At 52.3% G+C, this 21,528-nt stretch carries 19 protein-coding genes and 5 tRNA genes; 22 read left to right on the top strand and 2 right to left on the bottom strand.

Annotated elements, in window-relative coordinates; translation table 11 throughout:
• Positions 1 to 2: 2 nt before the first annotated feature.
• The 5 genes from prmC to CFK45_RS16335 all read left to right on the top strand — a co-directional run bounded on the left by prmC (position 3) and on the right by CFK45_RS16335 (position 4,727).
• Positions 3 to 839, top strand: a complete 837-nt coding sequence (gene prmC / locus CFK45_RS16355) for a peptide chain release factor N(5)-glutamine methyltransferase (protein WP_096087524.1) — start codon at positions 3 to 5, stop codon at positions 837 to 839.
• A 115-nt stretch (positions 840 to 954) separates the two neighbouring features.
• Positions 955 to 1,668: a spondin domain-containing protein gene (locus CFK45_RS16350; RefSeq protein WP_096087523.1), complete on the top strand. Its 714-nt coding sequence runs from the start codon at positions 955 to 957 to the stop codon at positions 1,666 to 1,668.
• 10 nt (positions 1,669 to 1,678) lie between these two features.
• A complete protein-coding gene (locus tag CFK45_RS16345; protein ID WP_096087522.1) occupies positions 1,679 to 2,368 on the top strand; it encodes a spondin domain-containing protein in 690 nt (229 codons plus the stop codon).
• 143 nt (positions 2,369 to 2,511) lie between these two features.
• Positions 2,512 to 3,228: a response regulator transcription factor gene (locus tag CFK45_RS16340; protein WP_096087521.1), complete on the top strand. Its 717-nt coding sequence runs from the start codon at positions 2,512 to 2,514 to the stop codon at positions 3,226 to 3,228.
• The gene (locus tag CFK45_RS16335) at positions 3,228 to 4,727 is read left to right on the top strand and encodes a sensor histidine kinase (protein WP_096087520.1); all 1,500 of its coding nucleotides are present in this window, start codon (positions 3,228 to 3,230) and stop codon (positions 4,725 to 4,727) included. The genes CFK45_RS16340 and CFK45_RS16335 overlap by 1 nt, the downstream gene beginning before the upstream one ends.
• Positions 4,728 to 4,734: 7 nt before the next feature.
• On the opposite strand, the gene CFK45_RS16330 is transcribed toward CFK45_RS16335, so the two are convergent.
• Complete coding sequence (locus CFK45_RS16330) at positions 4,735 to 6,807, bottom strand: methyl-accepting chemotaxis protein (protein WP_096087519.1); 2,073 nt, start codon at positions 6,805 to 6,807, stop codon at positions 4,735 to 4,737.
• Between the two features lie 252 nt (positions 6,808 to 7,059).
• Positions 7,060 to 9,891, bottom strand: coding sequence for a M16 family metallopeptidase (locus CFK45_RS16325; RefSeq protein WP_096087518.1), 2,832 nt, complete (start codon positions 9,889 to 9,891; stop codon positions 7,060 to 7,062).
• A gap of 184 nt (positions 9,892 to 10,075) precedes the next feature.
• On the opposite strand from CFK45_RS16325, the gene CFK45_RS16320 reads away from it, so the two are divergent.
• The 17 genes from CFK45_RS16320 (at position 10,076) to rplA (ending at position 21,407) form a co-directional block, all read left to right on the top strand.
• Entirely contained in the window at positions 10,076 to 10,441 is a 366-nt protein-coding gene (locus CFK45_RS16320; protein ID WP_096087517.1) for a response regulator, read from the top strand.
• A 77-nt stretch (positions 10,442 to 10,518) separates the two neighbouring features.
• Complete coding sequence (locus CFK45_RS16315; protein ID WP_096087516.1) at positions 10,519 to 11,781, top strand: valine--pyruvate transaminase; 1,263 nt, start codon at positions 10,519 to 10,521, stop codon at positions 11,779 to 11,781.
• Positions 11,782 to 11,832: 51 nt separating this feature from the next.
• Positions 11,833 to 13,443, top strand: coding sequence for an NAD-dependent malic enzyme (locus CFK45_RS16310; protein ID WP_096087515.1), 1,611 nt, complete (start codon positions 11,833 to 11,835; stop codon positions 13,441 to 13,443).
• A gap of 118 nt (positions 13,444 to 13,561) precedes the next feature.
• Entirely contained in the window at positions 13,562 to 14,683 is a 1,122-nt protein-coding gene (gene alr, locus CFK45_RS16305) for an alanine racemase (protein ID WP_143247621.1), read from the top strand.
• A gap of 43 nt (positions 14,684 to 14,726) precedes the next feature.
• The gene (gene birA / locus CFK45_RS16300) at positions 14,727 to 15,731 is read left to right on the top strand and encodes a bifunctional biotin--[acetyl-CoA-carboxylase] ligase/biotin operon repressor BirA (RefSeq protein WP_096087513.1); all 1,005 of its coding nucleotides are present in this window, start codon (positions 14,727 to 14,729) and stop codon (positions 15,729 to 15,731) included.
• Positions 15,732 to 15,733: 2 nt separating this feature from the next.
• Positions 15,734 to 16,453, top strand: coding sequence for a type III pantothenate kinase (locus tag CFK45_RS16295; RefSeq protein ID WP_096087512.1), 720 nt, complete (start codon positions 15,734 to 15,736; stop codon positions 16,451 to 16,453).
• Positions 16,454 to 16,586: 133 nt separating this feature from the next.
• Positions 16,587 to 17,243: an SPOR domain-containing protein gene (locus CFK45_RS16290; RefSeq protein WP_143247620.1), complete on the top strand. Its 657-nt coding sequence runs from the start codon at positions 16,587 to 16,589 to the stop codon at positions 17,241 to 17,243.
• A 57-nt stretch (positions 17,244 to 17,300) separates the two neighbouring features.
• Positions 17,301 to 17,376: transfer RNA gene (locus tag CFK45_RS16285), tRNA-Thr, on the top strand.
• Between the two features lie 60 nt (positions 17,377 to 17,436).
• Positions 17,437 to 17,520 (top strand) — tRNA-Tyr (locus CFK45_RS16280).
• 79 nt (positions 17,521 to 17,599) lie between these two features.
• Positions 17,600 to 17,673, top strand: a tRNA-Gly gene (locus tag CFK45_RS16275).
• 30 nt (positions 17,674 to 17,703) lie between these two features.
• A tRNA-Thr gene (locus CFK45_RS16270) sits at positions 17,704 to 17,779 on the top strand.
• A 74-nt stretch (positions 17,780 to 17,853) separates the two neighbouring features.
• Positions 17,854 to 19,077, top strand: coding sequence for an elongation factor Tu (gene tuf / locus CFK45_RS16265; RefSeq protein WP_096087510.1), 1,224 nt, complete (start codon positions 17,854 to 17,856; stop codon positions 19,075 to 19,077).
• Positions 19,078 to 19,147: 70 nt separating this feature from the next.
• Positions 19,148 to 19,223 (top strand) — tRNA-Trp (locus CFK45_RS16260).
• Between the two features lie 52 nt (positions 19,224 to 19,275).
• Positions 19,276 to 19,647, top strand: a complete 372-nt coding sequence (gene secE / locus CFK45_RS16255; RefSeq protein ID WP_096087509.1) for a preprotein translocase subunit SecE — start codon at positions 19,276 to 19,278, stop codon at positions 19,645 to 19,647.
• A gap of 10 nt (positions 19,648 to 19,657) precedes the next feature.
• Positions 19,658 to 20,191 (top strand): transcription termination/antitermination protein NusG, encoded by a 534-nt coding sequence (gene nusG, locus CFK45_RS16250; protein ID WP_096087508.1) that lies wholly within the window; start codon positions 19,658 to 19,660, stop codon positions 20,189 to 20,191.
• Positions 20,192 to 20,281: 90 nt separating this feature from the next.
• On the top strand, positions 20,282 to 20,716 hold the full coding sequence (gene rplK / locus CFK45_RS16245) for a 50S ribosomal protein L11 (protein WP_096087507.1): 435 nt from the start codon (positions 20,282 to 20,284) through the stop codon (positions 20,714 to 20,716).
• A 1-nt stretch (position 20,717) separates the two neighbouring features.
• Positions 20,718 to 21,407 carry a 50S ribosomal protein L1 gene (gene rplA / locus CFK45_RS16240; RefSeq protein WP_096087506.1) on the top strand — a complete coding sequence of 230 codons (690 nt, stop codon included), beginning with the start codon at positions 20,718 to 20,720 and terminating at the stop codon, positions 21,405 to 21,407.
• Positions 21,408 to 21,528: the final 121 nt, after the last annotated feature.

The following is a 21,528-nucleotide window of genomic DNA, read 5'->3' as shown; positions in this document are numbered from 1 at the left end:
GCATGACGCAGCCCCAATGTGTTGCCGATTGTTTAAAGCGCGCCGCACTTTTACAAGAGAGTGACAGCGCTCGCCTCGATGTTGAGTTGATACTGGCGTTTAGTTTAAAAAAAGATCGCAGCTTTCTTTTTACGTGGCCTGAGTACCCGCTAAGCCTGGATGAGCTGGCGACATTTGAGCAACTATTTCAGCGGCGCCTGCGCGGAGAGCCGGTGGCTTATCTACTCGGCGAGCAGGGTTTTTGGAGCCTGACCCTCAAAGTAAATACTTCGACCTTGATTCCTAGGCCCGACACAGAACTGTTGGTTGAAACTGCACTTGAGTTTGCTTTTGACGAAGCGCGCATGCTCGATCTCGGTACCGGCACTGGCGCCATTGCCCTGGCCTTGGCGTCGGAATTCCCGTGTGCTCATATTGAGGCGGTCGATCGTATGGATGATGCGCTTGCGCTGGCTAAGCACAACGCCCATTTAAATAAGCTCGAGCGCGTTAACGTATATAAAAGCTCGTGGTTTGAGCAGGTAGGCGGCCACTTTGACCTTATCCTAAGCAACCCCCCTTATATTGACTGTGACGATGTGCACTTGCGCCAGGGCGATGTGCGCTTTGAGCCGCACTCGGCTTTGATCAGCGGCGAGCAGGGGCTCGAAGACCTACGCCAGATTATCACTCAAGCAGGTGCATTTTTATTTGAAGGCGGCTGGTTGTTGCTTGAGCACGGTTGGCAGCAGGCCGACAGTGTCAGACAGCTTTTGCTGAAGTGCGGTTTTGACCAGGTGCAAAGTCGCCGCGACTTGGCCGGCCACGAGCGTATTAGTTTAGGGCAGTGGCCAAAATAATAATTGGCGCTGTAAATTAAAGCCGGGCTGTGATCCTTTTGTGATAAAGCGGTGATCGGCATTTGATATTTGCTTTTTACCATGGCAACTCCAGTCACACACGGAGACCTGTGTCATGAAATTAAAAGCCTCATTAAAAGCGGCCTTGTTCGGCGCGACCTTAACTACTTTGGCTGCCGGCAGTGCGTCTGCTGAAGTTGTCGATGTAAAAATTACCAACCTTACTCAAGGTATTTATTTCACTCCGATTTTGCTTGCTGCGCACGATGCAGATTCGATGTTGTTTCAGATCGGCGAGCAGGCGTCCGTTGAGTTGGCGATGATGGCCGAAGGCGGTGCGATTGACGGCCTTTACGACGCGGTAAAAGCCAGCGGTGGTGAAGCGCTGCGCAATCCGGCCGAAGGTCTGCTGGCACCGGCGGCAACGACCATGGCAACAGATTTTGACAGCAAAGAGCAGCAGTACTTGAGTATTGTGGCGATGATGCTGCCAACCAATGACGGCTTTATCGGCCTGAATTCCTGGCCTATCCCTTCCGAGCCCGGCGACTACGTTGTGTACCTCGATGCCTACGATGCAGGTACCGAAGCCAATGATGAAATTGTTAATGGCGGCGGCATGCTCGGCGCACCTGGCATTCCTGTAAATCCGGGAATGAATGGCGGCACAGGTGGCAGTGGTGTCACCACGGAAGAAAGTAACGACACCGTACATATTCACCGCGGCGTGTTGGGTGATACCGATGCCGACGCCGGCCCCAGTGATCTCGACTCCCGTGTCCACCGCTGGTTAAACCCTGTCGCTAAAGTCGTAATTAGCGTGAAGTAAGGGGGCGCTTATGAACAGCAAAATTTTGTTGGTCGCAAGCTTCAGTGCACTGGCTTTAAGTGCCTGTGGCGGCGACAGTGATAACGACGATATGAGTGCGCAGCGCAGTTACGAGCTGACCCTGGTAAACACCATGGCAAATCAGCCGCTGGCGCCTGCTGCAATTATCTTGCACGGCTCTGATTATCAGCCTTGGTACCTTGGCGAGCCGGCTTCACCTGGTCTTGAGATGCTCGCCGAATCGGGTTCGCCCGCCGACTTGCTGGCCGAGGCCAGTGAGGCAGACAGCACTCAAAGTGACGGTATTTTAATGCCGGGGCACAGTGCGCAAGTGAGCATCAGCACTATGGACGATGCGCACAAGTACTTGAGCGTAGCGACGATGCCGGTCAACACTAACGACGCATTTGTCGGCTTAAACACCATGGCTCTGGACAAGCTTGAGCCCGGTCAGAGTATGAGTGTTAGCCTGATGATTTACGATGCCGGCACCGAAGCAAACAGTGAAAGCTCTGCGTCCATTCCAGGCCCGGCTGCTGGCGGCGAAGGTTATAACGCCGACCGCGACGACCTTGTTGACGCCGTGCGCATTCACGCTGGGGTAGTTAGCATGGATGACGGCTACGATGATTCGGCGCTGGATCAGAGCCATCGCTTTGATCAGGGTGGCTTGCGTCTGGTTGTCACACGCAGTGAGTAAGAAAAGCGGTTAGTCATGCGACTACCGAGTTAGTGTCAACAGCAGGCGAGTTCAGTTCTCCACTGGGCTCGCCTGCTGTTGTTAGTTCTACTTTCGTTTATGCCGAAACTGCGTGTTTTGACCGTGAGAAAATGGAGTGAAAGGTGCCAGCTAAAATCTTGATCATTGAAGATCAGGCCGATATCGGAGCCTTGATCAGCTTGAATTTGCAGAACCTCGACTACGAGCTTGAACACTGCATGAGTGGTGCAGAAGGCTACCGGCGCGCAGCGGGGCAGGGCTACAGTGCCATTGTGCTCGATGTTATGTTGCCGGATATGAGCGGTTTGGATATCTGCCGCACCCTTCGTCAGCAGGGTAATACCACACCAATTCTGATGTTGACGGCCAAAAAAAGTGAAGCCGACCGCGTTGAGGGGCTGGAGCTGGGCGCCGATGACTACCTGACCAAACCGTTTAGTGTTCGCGAGCTGCAAGCGCGAGTCAAAGCCTTGATTCGGCGCGCATCCCTTGCCAATGACAGCAACAGACCTGAGCTTGAATCTATGCCGCTGCGTTTTTCTGCGCTGTTGATTGATATCGACAGGCGCATTGTCAGCTACGAGGGGAAAACCTTAAAGCTGACCAGCAAAGAGTTTGATCTGCTTTTGTACATGGCCTCATATCCGGGCAAGGTGTTTACCCGCGAGCAGTTATTGAACGCAGTGTGGGGCTATCAACACAACGGTTTTGAGCACACAGTCAACTCTCATATCAACCGTTTGCGCAATAAATTTTCGCATGCAGGCGCGTCACTGGCTTATATCGAAACGGTATGGGGGGTGGGTTATAAGTTCTCGGAGTTGGAGCAAGCTTCGTAATGCAGAGTTTAAAAACACGCCTGCTATTTGGCCTGTCGTTTATTTTGTTGCTGTTTTCAGCTGTGTTTGCCTGGCTTATTTTGTGCTCGTCGCAGAATTATGAACGGGAGCTTAGCCAGCGCATGCATCGGGAGCTGGCCGCCCATGTTGTCGATAATTATTTACTCTATCGCGACGGTAAGCCCGATTACGATGCCGCCAAAAAATTGTTTCACGATTTAATGGTGCTCGGGCCAAACTTCGAATTTTATTTATTAAATAAAGACGGTGTTATTGTTTCTGCAGACGCCAAACCCGAGCAACTACAACTTAAAGAAATCGACTTGCAGCCACTCAAAGCGTATTGGCAAGAACCGGATGCACAAAACTTTGTACTCGGTGAAGACCCTAAAGTTCCCGGCGAGAGAAAGATTTTTTCGGTTGCACCTATCTATCAGATGGGCGAAGTCTACGGCTATTTGTATATTGTTATCGGCAGCCAAATTCGCCACGAATTGCAGGCTCAAAGCCTGAGTGCGAAGCTGATGAGCTCTGGTTTGGGGGTGTTGACTATTGTTGTTGTGCTGCTGTTGTTGGTAGCTGTGTTTACACTAAGTTTGATTACGCGGCCGCTGCAGCGTTTAACGGCGCAGGTTCAGCGCTTGCGCGCTGAGGGTTTTCAAAAAAAACGCGAACCGGTGCAAGGGTTGGCAGATGAGTTAAGCGAGTGGTCGGCATTTAGCGAAAACGAAATTGATGTGCTCGGCTCTGCATTCCGGGAGGTGTTGGAACGCCTGGAGCAACAATACGATAAGGTTGTATCGGTTGACGAGTTGCGCAAAGAAATGTTGTCTCACTTGAGTCACGATCTGCGCACCCCGCTGGCATCCATGCTTGGTTATTTAGAAACCTGGGAGTTGCAGCGTGAGGAATTGAGTGAGGAGCAAAGTCGCTCCTATATTAAAATTGCCCGCACAAACGCTCAGCTTATTTCTCAACTCATTGAGCAGTTATTTGAGTTGGCCCAACTCGATGCTGCAAATGTAAAAGTGCGCAAAGAAACGGTAGCGATTGCGGATTTAGTTGCCGATGTTTTGTTGAAGTTTAAAGTTTTAGCGCAAGAGAAAGGTATCGAGCTTAGCTTGTTGCCGCAGGATAGCAGTATTCTGGTGCATGCAGATATCGAAAAACTTGAGCGAGTGTTCAGTAACTTAATCGAAAATGCCCTGCGTCACACCCCCAACGGCGGTCGGGTGCAAATTGTTTTGCAGCCGCAGGGCAGTAAAGTCAGTGTCGATGTTGCTGATTCTGGCATAGGTATTCCCGAGCAGGATTTACCCTATGTTTTTGATGCCCACTTCAAGGCGGGTAACAGTGTCAGGGAGGATGTTGCCCACGGTGGCTTAGGTTTGGCAATTACCAAAAAATTATTGGCTTTACACCAATCTGTGATTTCAGTGCAAAGCCAATTAAACAGCGGTACGGTATTTAGTTTTAGTCTCGAAGCATCAGCGGCTTAAGCTCGCTTTAATAACCGTCGCTTTCGTCTATTTTAAACTCATTGATATAGGTGTTGAGTTTGTCGCCACTTGCGGTTAGCGCCTGGGTGGCGTCGACGGTATTATTGGCTCTGGTCGCAGCCATTTCGGAATCGTCCCTGACGGCGACAATACGCTCACTGATTTCGTTACTGACGGAGGCCTGCTCTTCTGCCGCGGTTGCTATTTGCACTGCCATTTGAGTGATTTTGTCGAGCTCTTCTTTAACCACTTCAACGGTCGCGGCGCTGTCGACCACAACGTTGACAGCTTTGCCGCCTTCGTCTTGTAGGCGCTGCATATTGGCGGTAGCTGCCTGTGCGCCTTGCTGCAGGCTTTCAATTTGTTCGCGGATTTGCTCGGTGCTTTCCTGGGTTTGTTTGGCTAGGCTGCGAACTTCATCGGCAACAACCGCAAAGCCACGGCCTTGTTCGCCTGCGCGCGCAGCTTCAATGGCGGCGTTGAGGGCTAGTAGGTTGGTTTGTTCGGCGATGCCTTGAATAACATTTAATACATTAGAAATTAAGGTGCTCTCTTCATGCAGCTTGTTGACAACATCACTGGTGCTGCCTAGCTCTTGTGTCAAACGCTCCATCATCGAGCGGCTAATCGCGGCGTTGTCGGCGTTTTTCTTTGATACATCGCCGGCATTTTGTACCGCGGCCGATGTGCTCTTGGTCATTTCATTGATTTGTTCAATGGTTGTTGTCATTTCAGTAACGGCAACACTGATGCTATCGGTTGCACCCAGTTGGTTGTCACTGAGTGCGAGGCTTTGGCGCATTGCATCGGCAACATCGTTACTGATGTCGTTCATAATGCGGGCCTGACTGTGCACTCCCTGAAGTGCAGTATTAAAACTTGCCACGAGGTGATTAAACGCGCGCGCAAGGTCGGTGAGCTCATCGTTGCCTCGCTCTTCGAGGTGCGTGCGCATATCTTTTTCTTCGGCGAGGCGAGTCATTGATTTAACAAGATATCTCAGCGGGCTGTTTATGCTGTAGCCAATGAAATAAGACATTACTGCAATAACACCAACCATGCCGAGGGTGAAAATAACGGTTTGAATTAACACTGAATTTGCATCGGCTAGCTGCATATCTTTTTCTGTTAGAAGCTCGTCGAGCACATTTTCAATGGTGTCTTGATAGGCGCTAAAAACCTCTTCGGTAACGCGTGACCAGTCTAGCCCCTTGAGATCGATCTTTTGATTAATTTGTTGATCGCCTGTCGCGCGCACGTTGTTAATGAACTCTTCAGCCTGTTTGTAGTAGTTGTTGTTTTCGATACGTTGACTGAAAAAATCGCGGCTACCCGGACTGGCAAAACCATAAAATGTTCTAAGGAAATCCTGTTCTTTGGTTTGCACCCTAAATATCTGGGCGTAGACATAAGGCTCAAGGCCTTTTTCATTAAACGCCGCAGCAAATACAAAACTATTTGCTGCGGCCGATTCGGCGCTGGCAATGATTAAATTATAAAAAGCGTTCGACATCAGGCCGAGAGTTTTGTTTTCCGAGGCAATATTTACAACTTCACTCAGTGAGGTGACAAGTTCGCGAACGAGTAGGCGCATCTCGTAAATGGTATGCACATCGTAACCAAACGCAGCTTTGTTACTGGTGTCCATGTGGCTTTTTTTATCCGCTGCAGCGCGAACGTAATGGTATTTATCGAGTTTACCTTCCAGTAGCTCTATTTGCTGAGCCAGGCTTGGAAACTGCACAAGCTCGCTGCGGTGTTGCTCGATGAAATTGCGATATTCGCGGATGTAGCCGTCGCTAACCTGGCGCATTTGCAGCATGCGGGCGCGGGCACTGGCGGCCCTTGCTGTGGAGCTGTCGAGATACAGGCGGGTGTAAAGCGATTCTTCAATCGACGCGTTGATCACAGGTGAAGCCGCATTGACATAAAGCAGTACGGAATCGAGCTCTTCCATGCTCTTTTTATGCTGCCAGGCTAGGCTCATACGCTCATAAGACAAGATGAAAATCGCCGCCAGCGGAACCAGTGTCAGGATCAGTATACGGCTGCGAATTTTTATCTGATTTAAGAACTGCATCGTCGTTTAACTCTTTGTTGAAGGCCTGTTGTTTAGGCTGATAATAAAGCGCAGCGGTAGCGGCCCGGCCGGTGCTGCAAACACACGGCAGCCGTCAGAAAGCGGTGCCGGTTTTGAATTTAGTCTAGATGCAAAGCGAAGAACGCGCCATTTACTGGGGGGCAGTCTAGGAATAGAAAAAAGCGTTCTAAAAGAAGGGGGTAGGAGAGTATTAAGGAATAACAGGGGCCACAAAAGTGGCCCCTGTTCGGGCTAAAGTCTTTGTCCTTGTTCGTCGACTTCGACAAGCTCGTAGCCGAGCTGTTTGAGCTCCGGTAAAACCGCCTTACCATCGCCAACAACAACAATAATCATGTTGTCCGTCGGCAAGTATTTGCCGGCAAGTTCGTCGATGCGCTTTTTGCCGATGTTGTCGATAATCGTTTTTTGTTTGTCGACGTAGTCTTGGTTCAGGCCGTAGCGCTGCATATTGGCGAGGAAGCCAGACTTCTGCCGATTACTCTCATATTTGAGTGCATCGCGCTGGGCGACAGAGCTTTTGAGGAAGCTCAGCTCGTCGTCGCGTATACCTTGTGAACGCATGCCTTCAAGCTCTTTCATGATTTCTTTTACGGCCAGTGCGGTGCCGTCTTTTTTCACCGAAGTACTGACCGTAAAGTTGCCTGCGGGGAGATCGCTGCCTTCAAACCAGCTGCGCGCACCGTAGGTAATGGCTTTATCTTCGCGCAGGTTGAGATTGATACGGCTGTTAAAGGCGCCGCCGAGTGGGAAGTTCATCAAGTAGCGCTCAAAATACTCGCCGGTCGCGTCGTAGCGAAGATCGCTGACATAGCCGATGCGGATCTCACTCTGAGCGGCGTTGTCTTTGTTGGCAAAATATAGCTTTGTTTGGCTATAGGCGGGCACGTTCGGCAGGCTAAAGTCCGGTGCTGGGTTTGCACGCCAGTTAAAAAAGAAGTCGAGCTTGCGCATCAGTTGCGCTTGTTTGATATCGCCAACCACAACAATTTCGGCATTGCTGTTACCGAAGTGTTTGTTGTACATGTGTTTGGTGTCGTCACTGCGGATATGTGGCACGGTCTCAACCAGGCGAGTAGCGGGGATGCCAAAGCTGTGCTCCGGGCCGTAGAGCAAGCGGTTGTATACCATGCTGGCGATACTCGAGGTCTGAGTAGTGGCGGCTTTGGCACTTTCGATAGTTTGTTGCTGCAGGCGGGCAAAGTCGTCGTCGTTAAAGGCCGGTCGCAGCAATTTTTCTTCGAGCAGCTCGAGAGTGCGATCGAAGTGTTTGCTTAAGCTGCTGACGTAAACGGTAAAACGCTCTGCGCTGGCGCCAACACTGATGCTGCTGCCTATTAGGGCCAGCTCTTCGGCCATGGCTTTTTCACTGTAGTTTTCGGTGCTGGTATTAAGCATGGAGGCGCTGAGGCTGCTCAGGCCGCGCTGTTCGGGCTTGAGGTTGTCGAGTAGGTAGCCGCCGGGCAGGCTCAGCTGCAGGCTGATTATTGGTAGCTCATGGTTTTCGCTGCCAATAATGGCGATGTCATCGGCAGCCTCTGCGCGCCAGATTTGTGGTGGCTCAACTAATTTAGCCGGGCCGGGCTGAGGTTTGACGCTGCGATCGAAGCTGTCTTTTGCCTTGTGGTAAACCAAGCCGCTGTAGTCGATTTGCGGATAGGGGTTGGGGCCGCTGTGGGGGATTTTGTAATTATCGCTTTTTGCCGGTTTGCCATCGGCCTCGGCAAGAATACTGACGATGACCGAAGGCTGGTCTTTGATGTATTTGTTGTACACACGCATGACATCGTCGTTGCTCAAACTTAAGTGAGCTTCGAGCTCCTCGTCAAAGTAGGCGGGGTCACCGGCGAAGGTGTTGTAATAGGCAAGTTGGCTGACTTTTCCGGATACGGTTTCCAGCCCGTGCACAAAACTGCTTTCGTATTGCGCTTTGTATTTTTGCAAGTCGGCGTCACTCGGCCCCTGGGCTTCAAATTCGGCCAGGGCCTGGCGCAGTTCCTGTTCAAACTGGCCGAGATCTGCCCCTGGAAACGGCAGTACAAACATAAAGAATTCGCCGGCGAGTTCATCGCTGCGCTGGCTTGCCGAAGCCTCCAGCGCTTTGCGACTGGCGACGAGGTTCTGGTAAAGGTAACTGCTTTTGCCGCCGCCTAGGATGTTTGCCAGGCAGCGCAGCGCTGCTGCATCCGGGTGAAACTTTTTCACTGTGGGAAAGGTCATGGTCACCGCTGGAAAGCGGACGTGCTCGTCGTAGTAACTCAAGTAGCGGTCTTGGCTGAGCTCAAAGCCGGGTATGTTCGCCGCTTGAACATCGGGGCCGCGGGCGATACCGGCAAAATATTTGTTGACGAGTTTCATTGCTTCGCCGGCGTCGACGTCTCCACCTATGGTGAGTGTTGCGTTGTTAGGGCCGTACCAGCGCAGAAAAAAGTTGCGTAAATCTTGTGCATCGGCGCGATCGAGATCTTCAAGGTCGCCAATGGTTAGCCAGCTGTAGGGGTGGCCGTAGGGGTAGAGGCCCTTGGCGATCAGCTCAAATGTGCGGCCGTAGGCGCGATTGTCGTAGTTTTGCTGTTTTTCATTAATCACGGTGGCGCGCTGAACTTCAAACTTTTTCTGGGTGATGCCTTCGAGAAAAAAGCCCATGCGGTCGGCTTCGAGCCAGAGCATGGTCTCGAGATAGTTTGACGGCACGGTTTGGAAATAATTGGTGCGGTCGCGATTGGTGGTGCCATTCATTGTGCCGCCGGCTTCGGTGACGATTTTAAAGTGCTCCTCGTCGGCGACGTTTTCTGAGCCTTGAAACATCATGTGCTCAAATAAATGTGCAAAGCCGCTTTTGCCCAGCTGTTCTCTCGCCGAGCCGACGTGATAAGTGACGTCGACGTGCACAAGCGGGTCGCTGTGGTCCTCGTGTATCAGTACGGTCAGGCCGTTGTCGAGCACGTGGCGCTCATAGTTTATCTTGAGCTCAGGGCTGTTGTTTGCTTCTTTGCTGGCGTTGCAGGCGGCGAGGCTTAAACAAAACAGGCTCATCAGGATGAGTTGGATCGGACGGGCTCTCATACGTGGACTTTCCGTTGTTTGGTGGAGAACGAGTTAGCGAAAGCTATAAAGGGGCTAACCCTAACAAAGAGTCCGTCAAATGTCTGTGGCTGTGCTATTGCAAGCTTTTTATAAGGGGAGGTGCGCGTTTGGCTCAGCTCTGGCTATACTGATGGAGAACTGTATCTGGAGCTACCCTTAGCGAATGAGTCTCCCCCTGCTTATCTGTGATGACTCCAACATGGCGCGCAAGCAAGTGGCCAGGGCTTTACCTGAGCACTGGAACGCCGAGATTACCTTTGCCAGCAACGGCGCGGAGGGCCTGGAGGCTATTCGTGAAGGCAAAGGGGAAATTGTGTTTCTCGATCTGACCATGCCAGAAATGGACGGCTACCATGTGCTCGAGGCGATAAAAGACGAGGGGCTCAAGGCCATGGTTATTGTTATTTCTGGTGATATTCAGCCAGAGGCGCAGGATCGAGTGAAAAAGCTCGGTGCACTCGCCTTTATTAAAAAGCCCATCAATAAAGATAAGCTGGCATCAACGTTAAAAGATTACGGTTTGTACTGAGCTTACTCGCTGCGTACCCCATGCACCGCTCGGTGAAAGGCGCTATGCTAGCGCCTTGAATCACTGGCTTCATTTGCATGGCTTTTACATCATCTTTCTCTGCTCAGTTTGCGTCCGGCGCCGGAATTGTTGACCTAATGGCCGATCTCGGCGAAGCGCTTAACGTCAACCCCGATTTGCTTTTTCTGGGCGGTGGCAATCCGGCCCAAATCCCCGAGTTTGAGCAGCTTATGGCTTCTGAGCTTGCGGCTATTGCTGCTGATGAGGAACAGTTGCACCGCCTGCTCGGCGTCTACCAAAGCCCGCGCGGCTCAGAAACCCTGATCTCAGAGCTCTGCAGCTATTTTCAGCATTTAGGCTGGCCTGTTAGCGAAAAAAATATATGTTTGAGTTCCGGCTCGCAAAGCGCGTTTTTTATGCTGTTTAATTTGCTTGCCGGGCCCTCCGAGTGCAAGCAGCTTGGCAAGATTTTGCTGCCTATGCTGCCCGAATACCTGGGGTATGCCGGGCAGGGTTTAGGCAACAATATGTTTGTTGGTTGCGCACCTAAGCTCAGTCGTGTTGGCGAACACGAGTTTAAATATCACTGCGATTTTGATGCCGTTGAGCAGGCGCTTCGCTCAGAACATATTTGCGCCTTGTGTGTATCGCGGCCAACCAACCCCAGTGGCAATGTACACAGTCTTGAAACCATGCATCGGCTCGGCCAGCTGGCCGATAGTAACGCGGTGCCCCTTATTGTTGACGGCGCCTATGGCTCGCCGTTTCCAGGCATAGTCTACGACGAGCAGGCACTTGCATGGCAGTCGAACCGGGTTTTTGTGTTGAGCCTCAGCAAGCTCGGTTTGCCGGGAGCTCGAACCGGTATTGTTGTTGCCGACGAACAGCTTATTAGCAAGCTAAGCTCGGTAAATACGGTGCTAAGTCTCGCCAACGGCAATCTCGGCCCTGCGTTATTTGAGTCGCTGTTAAAAAAGCGTCAGCTCGATAGGCTCTGCGCTGAAACCATTCAGCCTTTTTATGCAAAAAAGCGCGAGTACATGCTGAGTTTAATCAAGGCAAACTGGGTGGGCTTGCCCTATCGTGTGCACCGCGCTCAGGGGGCGTTTTTTCTGTGGTTGTGGTTTGAAAATTTGCCTATTAGTTCGGCGCAGCTTTACGAGCGTTTAAAAGCGCGGTCGGTGTTGGTGATGGACGGCAGTCACTTTTTCTTTGCCAATGCCTCGACAAGTTTGCACACCGAGCAGTGTATACGCCTGTCGTACTGTGCTGACGATGAGGTGTTAGCGCGGGCGATTACAATTATTGGTGACGAATTAAAAGCGCTATACAGTGCTTAAGCTCTGGTCTTTGATGCGGGCAGAGTTTTGTTCAATATTAAGGAGAGCAGCATGGCTTTGTCCGGCAGTGATATTTTAAACAACCCTCGCTTGAATAAAGGTACTGCGTTTACCCACACGGAGCGAGACGCGCTGGGTTTGACCGGTTTGTTGCCCCCGTTTGTCTCGACGATGGAGCAGCAAGTACAGCGCGCGCTGGGCAATGTGCGCCGGCAAAAAAGTGATATCGATAAATACATGTATTTAAGTTCGCTGCAAAAGCGCAATGAACGCCTGTTTTTTCGCCTGTTAATCGATCACATTCACGAGTTGATGCCGCTGGTTTATACGCCGACCGTGGGGCAGGCCTGTGAAGAATTTGCGGCAAATTTTCGCGAGACCGCAGGCTTTTATGTATCGATTGAAGACCGAGGCAATATCGATGATGTGCTGTCTCACTGGCCCGAAAAAGAAGTTAAATTAATTGTTGTCACCGATGGCGAACGCATTTTGGGTCTTGGCGATCAGGGTGCAAATGGCATGGGCATACCTATTGGCAAGCTCGCCCTGTACTGCGCTTGCGCCGGGGTTGACCCCGCTCACTGCATGCCCATTATGCTCGATGTCGGCACCGAGAATGAAAGTTACCTCAACGACGCTCTGTATTTAGGTTTGCGTCGCCGCCGCGCTCGCGGCGAGGAGTACGACAGTTTTATCGAAGAGTTTATTCAGGCGGTCGTGAAGCGTTTTCCTCAGGCGCTGCTGCAGTTTGAGGATTTTGCTACCGACAACGCCGTCGCTTTGCTTGAGCGTTATCGCCGCCGCCTTTTGTGTTTTAACGACGATATTCAGGGTACCGCCGGGGTAGCAGTTGCCGGCCTGTTGGCATCGACGAGGTTGACGGGGCTGAAGCTCAGTGAGCAAAAGTTTTTGTTTTTAGGTGCAGGTTCCGCTTCAACCGGCATTGGCGATCTACTTTGCCGCGTACTTCAGCGCGAGGGTTTGAGCGAAGATCAGGCGCGAGAACGGGTTTATTTTGTCAATCGTAAAGGCCTGGTTGTCGACCGGGATGGGGTTGACTACGGCCCTCATCTGGCGCCGTTCAGCAAGGCCATGCCTGAGATGAGTTTTGGTCAGGCGCTCGATGCGATCAAGCCCCAGGTGTTAATTGGGGCCAGTGGCACGCCGGGTGTGTTTACGCAAGACATTATTGAATTTATGGCCGAGCACAATCGGCAGCCGGTTATTTTTGCGCTCTCTAATCCAACCTCTAAAGCCGAATGCAGTGCGGAAGATGCCTATCAATGGAGCGGTGGGCGAGCAATTTTTGCCAGTGGCAGCCCGTTTGGCCCTGTGCATATTAACGGCGAGATCAAGGTACCGGGCCAGGGCAATAACGCTTATATTTTCCCAGGCCTGGGGCTGGGCGCGCTGAGCGGCGGAATAACAAGTATTAGTGATGATCTACTTATTTGCGCCGCCCAGACTTTGGCCGATAGCGTCACCGATAATGAACTGGCACATGGCTGTCTCTACCCTCCGCTGCAGGATATTCGCCAGGTAAGCCAAGCCATTGCGGTGGCGGTTGCCGAGCGCGCGGCGCAGCTCGGCGCGGTGCGCTCGCCACTTGTACCCGATTTTGCCGAGCGCCTGCGGGTCTCGCTCTACGATCCTCGCTATTGATATAGCTTTCGAAATTTTTCTCAGGCTGGTATTTCGCGGCGCGCTCTGTTTAGATGCGCGTTTGTTTTTTTTAGCGGATCTGCTTCTTGTTCATTCTTATTTTTGCTGTGCCGAACCTATGTCTACGCTGAACATTAATCTCAGTGCTATCGCGAGAAACTGGCAGCGTCTTAACGATTTTTGTGCGGGCGCAGAGTGTGGCGCGGTGGTCAAGGCCGATGCCTACGGTTTGGGGGTGAAGCCGGTTGCTCGCAGCCTCTGGCAGCAGGGCTGTCGACACTTTTTTATAGCCTCGGTTGCCGAGGGGCGAGAGCTGCGCAAGACGCTGCCCGAGGCAAAAATTTATGTGCTAGGTGGCGTTCTCCCCGGCGAAGAGCGCGAGTGTCTGTCGCTGGCAATGTTGCCGGTGCTGGTTTCGCTGGAAATGGTTCGGCGCTGGTCTGAGCTTTGCCCCCGGGCACCGAGCGTGTTGAAGCTCGACACCGGCATGGGCCGCTTGGGCCTGGATGAAGAAGAGCTCGATGCTTTTTTGCAGCAGCCTTCGCAGCTAAAGCGCGCAGGCGTTGTCTTGGTGATGAGCCATACAGCCTGTGCGGATCAGGCTGAGCACCCGCTTAATCGCGCCCAGCTCGACGCTTTTGTCGCCGCGCGTAAGCGCTTACTTCAAATCGACGCGTCGCTTAAGTTTAGCTTTGCTAACTCTGCCGCCATCCTGCTTGGCAGTGAATACCATTTTGATATGGTCAGGCCGGGCATCGCCTTATTTGGTTCCAATGCATTTATCCGTTCACCGCTGCGTTTTGAAACAGTTGTTCAGCTGCTGTTGACGATTGTGCGCCTGCGTTTCATTAACAAGCCTTGTCAGCTCGGTTACGGTGCGACCTACAACGCGCAACCCGGCCAGTTGATTGCCGCAGCATCGGGCGGTTACGCCGATGGTTTACTGCGCAGCTTGGGTAATCGGGGGCAGGCGTGGCTGTACAACAAGCCCGTACCGATCTGTGGCCGCCTGTCTATGGATGGTGCCTTGTTTGATGTAAGTGCCTGTTCTGCCGAGCTTGAGCACTTGAGTGAGGCCGAGTGGCCCGAGCTCGAATTGCTCGGGTCGCAGCAGAGCATTGATGATTTGGCCTTGGCCGCCGGTACGGTTGCCTATGAAATATTAACTTCGCTCGGTGTGCGCTATCAGCGCAATTATCAAGTGCTTGATCCGCTATCTGGCGATAACGATGCCGGCTAATTTAATCAGCCCTGACGGGGCGCTCAGGCTGTGGAGCTAATCTATGAGTGACGTTTCCCCTCGTACGGAAAGGCTGCTGACCTTGCTGGCCGACGGTCAGTGGCACAGTGGTGAGGAGCTCGGCGCAGCGCTCGGCGTTAGCCGCGCGGCCATCAGCAAGCAGTTAAAGCAGTTGGCCGCTGTTGAGTTGCCGCTGGAGTCGGTGGTCGGGCGTGGATATCGTTTAAAAACGCCGCTCGACCTGCTTAGCAAAGAGCGGGTAGTGGCCGCGATGCAGCCGGATGCGGCCGCGCTACTGAAAGACTTTGCGCTGCACACTCAGCTGGCTTCGACCAATGCGCTGCTAATGGAGCAGCAAAGGCAGGGGCAGATTCACGCTCAGCTGTGTGTGGCCGAGCAGCAAAGCGCCGGCCGCGGACGTCGAGGCCGGGTTTGGCACAGTCCTTTTGCTCAAAACCTGTACTTTTCTTTGGGCTGGCACTTTCAATCGGGCATCGCTGCTATTGAAGGGCTGAGTCTGGCTGTTGGCGTTGCGCTGTGCGAAGCCCTGGCTGATATCGGTATTAACCAGCCTCGCTTGAAATGGCCAAACGATGTGTTGGCAGAGGGCAAGAAGCTTGCGGGGGTGCTGATTGAGTTGGCCGGTGACGCTGACGGCGAGTGCTCTGTTGTTTTAGGTATTGGCATGAATGTCGCGATGCAGGCGGGGCAGGATATAGACCAGCCCTGGACGAGTTTGTCGGCGCTGGGCAGTCGCTGCGATCGCTCAACGGTATTGGCTGCGCTTTTGGATAGATTACTGCCGCTGATGGATAGCTACGAAGCGCTTGGTTTCAAATATTATCAGCAGCGTTGGAACAGTCTAAACGCTTTTGCAGGAACGCATGTTCAGCTGTTGTCTCCGTCCCAAACAGTCAATGGGCTTATGCTCGGTGTTGATAACGACGGTGCGCTGCTGCTTGAGTGCGATGCTCAAGCCCGGCGTTTTATTGGCGGCGAATTAAGTCTGCGCCCTGGTAGGGCGCAAACGAAGCATGCGGGAGCTTAACATTGAGGCTCTATCTGGATAGAGGTAACAGCGCCTTAAAGTGGGCGCTGGAAGCGCCCGGTCAGGCTCCGCTCTACGGTCGAGGCAGCCTGGATTTATTGAAGCAGCAGTTGTCTGCGCAAAAAATAGACGCCTGTTATCTGGCTAATGTTGCCGGTGAGAGCTTTGAGGAGGAATTGAGTGCGGGCCTGGATCTGCCCGTCGAATCTCTACACCGTGCGCGGGTCGAGCAGGGCTTTGCACGGCTGCAGCTGGCTTATTCCGATGTGTCTAAGCTCGGTGTCGACCGCTGGTTGTCGTTGTTGGCGTGCTGGCACGAGCGCGTGGCGCCGGCGCTGGTTTTGTCGTTGGGAACCGCTGTAACGGTCGATAAACTCGACGCCGGTGGGCGCCATGTGGGCGGCTTGATTGCTCCTGGCTGGCCTTTGTTGAGTGCGAGTTTGCAGCGGGGCACGGCAAATATTGCCCATGTTCCGCAGGTCTTTAACGGTAGTTCCGAGCTTGGTAGGGATACCGCGGCGTGTGTAAATGCAGGTGTGTCACAGATGTGCAAAAGTTTTGTTCAATCTGTACTTGAGGATTTTGCAGAAGCTGACTGCACTATTATAGTTTGCGGGGGCGGTGCACAGGCGCTCGCTGAGGTGTTGCCTGAGCGGGCAAAGCTGAGAACAACATTGGTGTTGGACGGCTTGTCTTATTGGCGCCTGTTAAAGGGTTTCTAGTGGATGCGCGGCTTTGGCCTGAGGTCTTGAAGCTTGGTGTTTTGGGTCTGGGCCTGGGGCTTGGGTAGGGCTTGAGCTTTTTCTGCTCGGGTGGGCTGTGCATATGAATTTGCTGTGGGTATAAAAGAAGGCGATGAGATATATATTTATCACTTTGGTGTTAGTGAACCTGGCTTTGGCGCTTTGGGGGGGCTTTTTTTTAGGCGAGCCAGAACCGTCTGTCGGCACTGTGCCAGAGCTGGCGCCGGTGTTGAAGACGGTGAGTCAGGAAGCGAAGGCGCCCATTTACAGTGGTGACGAAGAGTCGCCAGCGCGGAGGATGTGTGAGCTCGTTGGGCCGTTTGCTGATGATCCCGACGCGGCGGCCTTTGTCGAGCGGCTGCGCTCGATTGATATCGAGGCAAAAATTGAGCAAATGGAGTTGCCGGCCGGGCAGAGTTACTGGGTGCACCTCGCCCCGGAAGACAGCGAGCAGGCGGCCTATCGCAGCCTCGCTTCGCTGCAGGCCCAGGGCGTTGAAAGTTATGTTATCGCCAAAGGGCAGCTAAAAAATGCGATCTCACTCGGGGTTTTTACTTATATAGATTTGGCTAACAAGCGCGTTGAGTCGGCAAAAGAGCTCGGCCTTGATGCGCAGATCAGCACAATGAAGCGTACACAGATCGAAACCTGGGTGGTTATTGAGCCCGTTTTTGCTGAAAAAATGAGCGAGTTAACCTGGGAACGTATGCTTCAGGGCATGAGCTCGCAGGAAAGGCGACAAAATTTCTGTTTACCTGTTGCATCCTGAAAAATGTTTCTCTATTATCCGCGTCCTCATTCAGGCGATGGCCTGTTTTGATGTTGAGCTGGTGTAGCTCAGTTGGTAGAGCAGCTGACTTGTAATCAGCCGGTCGGGGGTTCAACTCCTCTCACCAGCTCCATTTTTTTGCTGTGTATGCAGCACTTGTTCCGGCCAAGAGTATTGGGGCAAGTAAAACTTCGCAGGGGTTCCCGAGTGGCCAAAGGGATCAGACTGTAAATCTGACGCGCAAGCTTCGGTGGTTCGAATCCACCCCCCTGCACCATATTTAAGAAAGTTGCTCCGGCGGCTTTCTGGGTGGGATCCCTACGGTCGCACCGGCCTTTGCAGTGATGCAGGTGATTGCGGGCGTAGTTTAGTGGTAGAACCTCAGCCTTCCAAGCTGATGATGCGGGTTCGATTCCCGCCGCCCGCTCCAGAATTTGGCTCAATTGAGCTTGAAGTTTTGGCTCTTGTAGCTCAGTTGGTAGAGCACACCCTTGGTAAGGGTGAGGTCAGCGGTTCAAATCCGCTCAAGAGCTCCACGTTTTAATAGCCATCAGGGTTGGCCCTGGTGGTGTTTTTGTATGTATAGGTCCCAATTGAGGAGACGTTAGCGATGGCTAAGGAAACTTTTGAACGTACGAAACCCCACGTCAACGTGGGTACCATCGGTCACGTTGACCATGGTAAAACTACCCTGACTGCTGCACTGACTCGTGTTTGTGCTGAAGTGTGGGGCGGTGAGCTGAAGAACTTTGATGAGATCGATAACGCTCCAGAAGAGCGCGAGCGCGGTATCACCATCGCTACTTCTCACGTAGAGTACGATTCACCAAGCCGTCACTACGCCCACGTAGACTGCCCGGGTCACGCCGACTACGTTAAAAACATGATTACCGGTGCTGCTCAGATGGATGGCGCTATCCTGGTTTGTGGCGCGACCGACGGTCCTATGCCTCAGACTCGCGAGCACATCCTGCTGTCTCGCCAGGTTGGTGTTCCTTACATCGTTGTATTCCTGAACAAAGCTGACCTGCTTGCAGAAGACTGTGGCGGCGTTGACTCTGAAGAATACGCTGAGATGCTCGAGCTGGTAGACATGGAAATCCGTGATCTGCTGAGCACTTACGAATTCCCTGGCGACGACACGCCAATTATCGCCGGTTCTGCTCTGATGGCTCTGAATGGCCAGGACGACAACGAGCTCGGTACTTCTGCTGTTAAGAAGCTGGTTGAGACTCTCGACGAGTACATCCCTGAGCCAGAGCGTGCTATTGATCAGCCGTTCCTGATGCCAATTGAAGACGTATTCTCGATCTCTGGTCGTGGTACTGTTGTTACCGGTCGTGTTGAGCGCGGCATCATCAACGTTGGTAACGAAATCGAAATTGTCGGTATCAAAGAAACTCAAACCACTACTTGTACTGGTGTTGAGATGTTCCGCAAGCTGCTCGACGAAGGTCGTGCAGGTGAGAACGTTGGTGTGCTTCTGCGTGGTACCAAGCGTGACGAAGTTGAGCGTGGTCAGGTTCTGGCTATCCCAGGTTCAATCACTCCTCACACCAAGTTTGAAGGCGAAGTTTACGTGCTGTCTAAAGATGAAGGCGGTCGTCACACTCCTTTCTTTAAAGGTTACCGTCCTCAGTTCTACTTCCGTACTACTGACGTAACGGGTGCTTGTGAGCTGCCAGAAGGCGTTGAAATGGTAATGCCTGGTGACAACATTCAAATGTCTGTTACCTTGATCGCGCCTATCGCGATGGAAGAAGGTCTGCGTTTTGCTATCCGTGAGGGTGGCCGTACCGTAGGTGCAGGCGTTGTAGCTAAAATCATCGAGTAATCGGTGTGCTTCAGGCCCGAAGCGTTAGCTCTCGGGTCTAGTTGGCCGGCCTGATCAGTCGGCTCAATACAGGCCAGTAGTTCAATTGGTAGAGCGTCGGTCTCCAAAACCGAAAGTTGGGGGTTCAAGTCCCTCCTGGCCTGCCAAATTCTCATTGCAGCCTAATGGCTGCTTTGGTCGTTTATGAGTACGTCATTCATGAGTACTAAGTTGGAAGAAAAAGAGTACCGCTTTGATGCGTTGAAGTGGTTGGTTGCTGTCGCATTAGTTGTTGGTGGCGCAGTCGCCTTTACTTATTTTGATGAGCAGTACGCGCTTATTTTGCGTGTTGTCGCTGTTGTGGCTGTAATCGCTTTGGCGGCCTTTGTTGCGGTGAATACTGCCAAGGGTGCAGCGTTTTGGGCTTTGCTTAAAGCCTCTCAGGTCGAGATTCGCAAAGTTGTCTGGCCGACTCGCCAAGAAGTGACACAAACAACCTTAATTGTTGTTGCGGTGGTGCTCGTTGCGGCGTTAATTCTCTGGGGCCTCGATACCTTGATAGGTTGGTTGGCTTCGTTGGTAATTGCTTAGGTAGAATTTCATGGCGAAAAACTGGTACGTCGTTCATGCCTACTCCGGCTACGAGAAAAAAGTAGCTTCGGCGCTCAAAGAGCGCATTGAGTTGCACGGCATGCAGGATATTTTTGGTGATGTGCTTGTTCCGACCGAGGAAGTGGTCGAAATTCGCGGTGGTCAGAAGCGTAAGTCGGAGCGGAAGTTTTTCCCCGGCTACGTGCTGGTGCAGATGGAGTTAAATGACGACAGCTGGCACTTAGTTAAAGAAACCCCCCGAGTAATGGGTTTTATTGGTGGTAAGGCTGACAAGCCTGCACCAATCACTCAGAAAGAAGCCGACTTGATCTTGCAGCGCGTTGATGACAGCGCCGATAAGCCCAAGCCTAAAACCTTGTTTGAGCCGGGCGAAATGGTTCGTGTTATTGACGGCCCATTCAACGACTTTAACGGAGTTGTTGAAGAAGTGAACTACGAGAAAAACCGTCTGCAAGTTGCCGTTTTGATTTTTGGTCGTTCTACGCCTGTTGAGCTCGAGTTCAGCCAAGTAGAAAAAGCTTAATCGCTGCGGCGATTTATTTAACCGGGAAGCCTGAGACTTAAGTGTGCTTCCGCACTTAAGAGGCGTTATACCCAACGATAGGAGGCCATTATGGCTAAGAAAGTAGAAGGCTACATCAAGCTGCAAATCGCAGCTGGTCAAGCTAACCCAAGTCCCCCAGTTGGTCCCGCTCTGGGTCAGCACGGCGTAAACATCATGGAATTCTGTAAGGCATTTAACGCTGCCACTCAGAGCCAAGAGCCGGGCGCTCCAGTGCCTGTTGTGATCTCTGTATACAACGATCGCAGCTTCACCTTCACTATGAAAACTCCTCCGGCTTCTTTCTTGTTGAAAAAAGCTGCAGGCATCAAAAAAGGCAGCGGCCGCCCCAACACTGAAAAAGTTGGCAAGGTAAACCGTGCTCAGTTGGAAGAAATTGCTAAAGCAAAAGATCCCGACCTGACCGCCGCTGATATGGATGCTGCCGTGCGCACTATCGCAGGTTCCGCACGCGCCATGGGTCTTGATACTGAGGGTGTGAACTAAGATGGCTAAGTTAAGCAAACGTCAAAAGCTGATCGCTGAAAAAGTAGAGCTGGGTAAGCAGTACCCAATCGAAGAAGCGGTCGCTCTGTTAAAAGAATTCTCAACGGTTAAGTTCAGTGAGACTGTCGACGCGGCGATCAACCTCGGTATCGACCCTCGTAAATCTGATCAAGCTGTTCGCGGTGCCTCCAGCCTGCCTCACGGTACAGGTAAAGAAGTTCGCGTAGCTGTGTTCACTGCCAATGCTGATGCCGCTAAAGAAGCTGGTGCAGATCTGGTTGGTATGGAAGATCTGGCTGAGCAAATCAAAGGCGGCGAAATGAATTTCGACGTGGTGATTGCTGACCCTGCGGCGATGCGCGTTGTTGGTACCTTAGGACAGGTGCTTGGTCCCCGCGGTCTGATGCCTAACCCTAAAACCGGTACTGTTACCCCTAACGTTGCTGACGCGATTAAAAACGCCAAAGCCGGTCAGGTGCGTTTCCGCGCTGACAAAGGTGGTGTTGTTCACGGCGGCATCGGCAAAATCAGTTTCGAGCCAAATGCTATCAAGGAAAACCTTGAAGCTCTGTTGGCCGAGCTGAAAAAGGTTAAGCCGGCTTCTGCCAAAGGCGTATACCTGAAAAAAATCAGCCTGAGCACCACTATGGGCCCAGGTCTGGCTATCGACCTGGCTTCTATCGAGGCTTAATCGAAAGATTAAATCGGGGTGTCTTGCGAGACATCAGCGCTACACGGACGTAGTGCCATTCGCATGGCGAATGCGAGCCAGCTGACTACAAGAAGCCCCACGCGGCTTCGCCAGTAGTTGG

The organism is Agaribacterium haliotis, assembly GCF_002312815.1.
GTDB lineage: Bacteria > Pseudomonadota > Gammaproteobacteria > Pseudomonadales > Cellvibrionaceae > Agaribacterium > Agaribacterium haliotis.
This window is presented reverse-complemented; position numbering and strand designations above follow the sequence as displayed.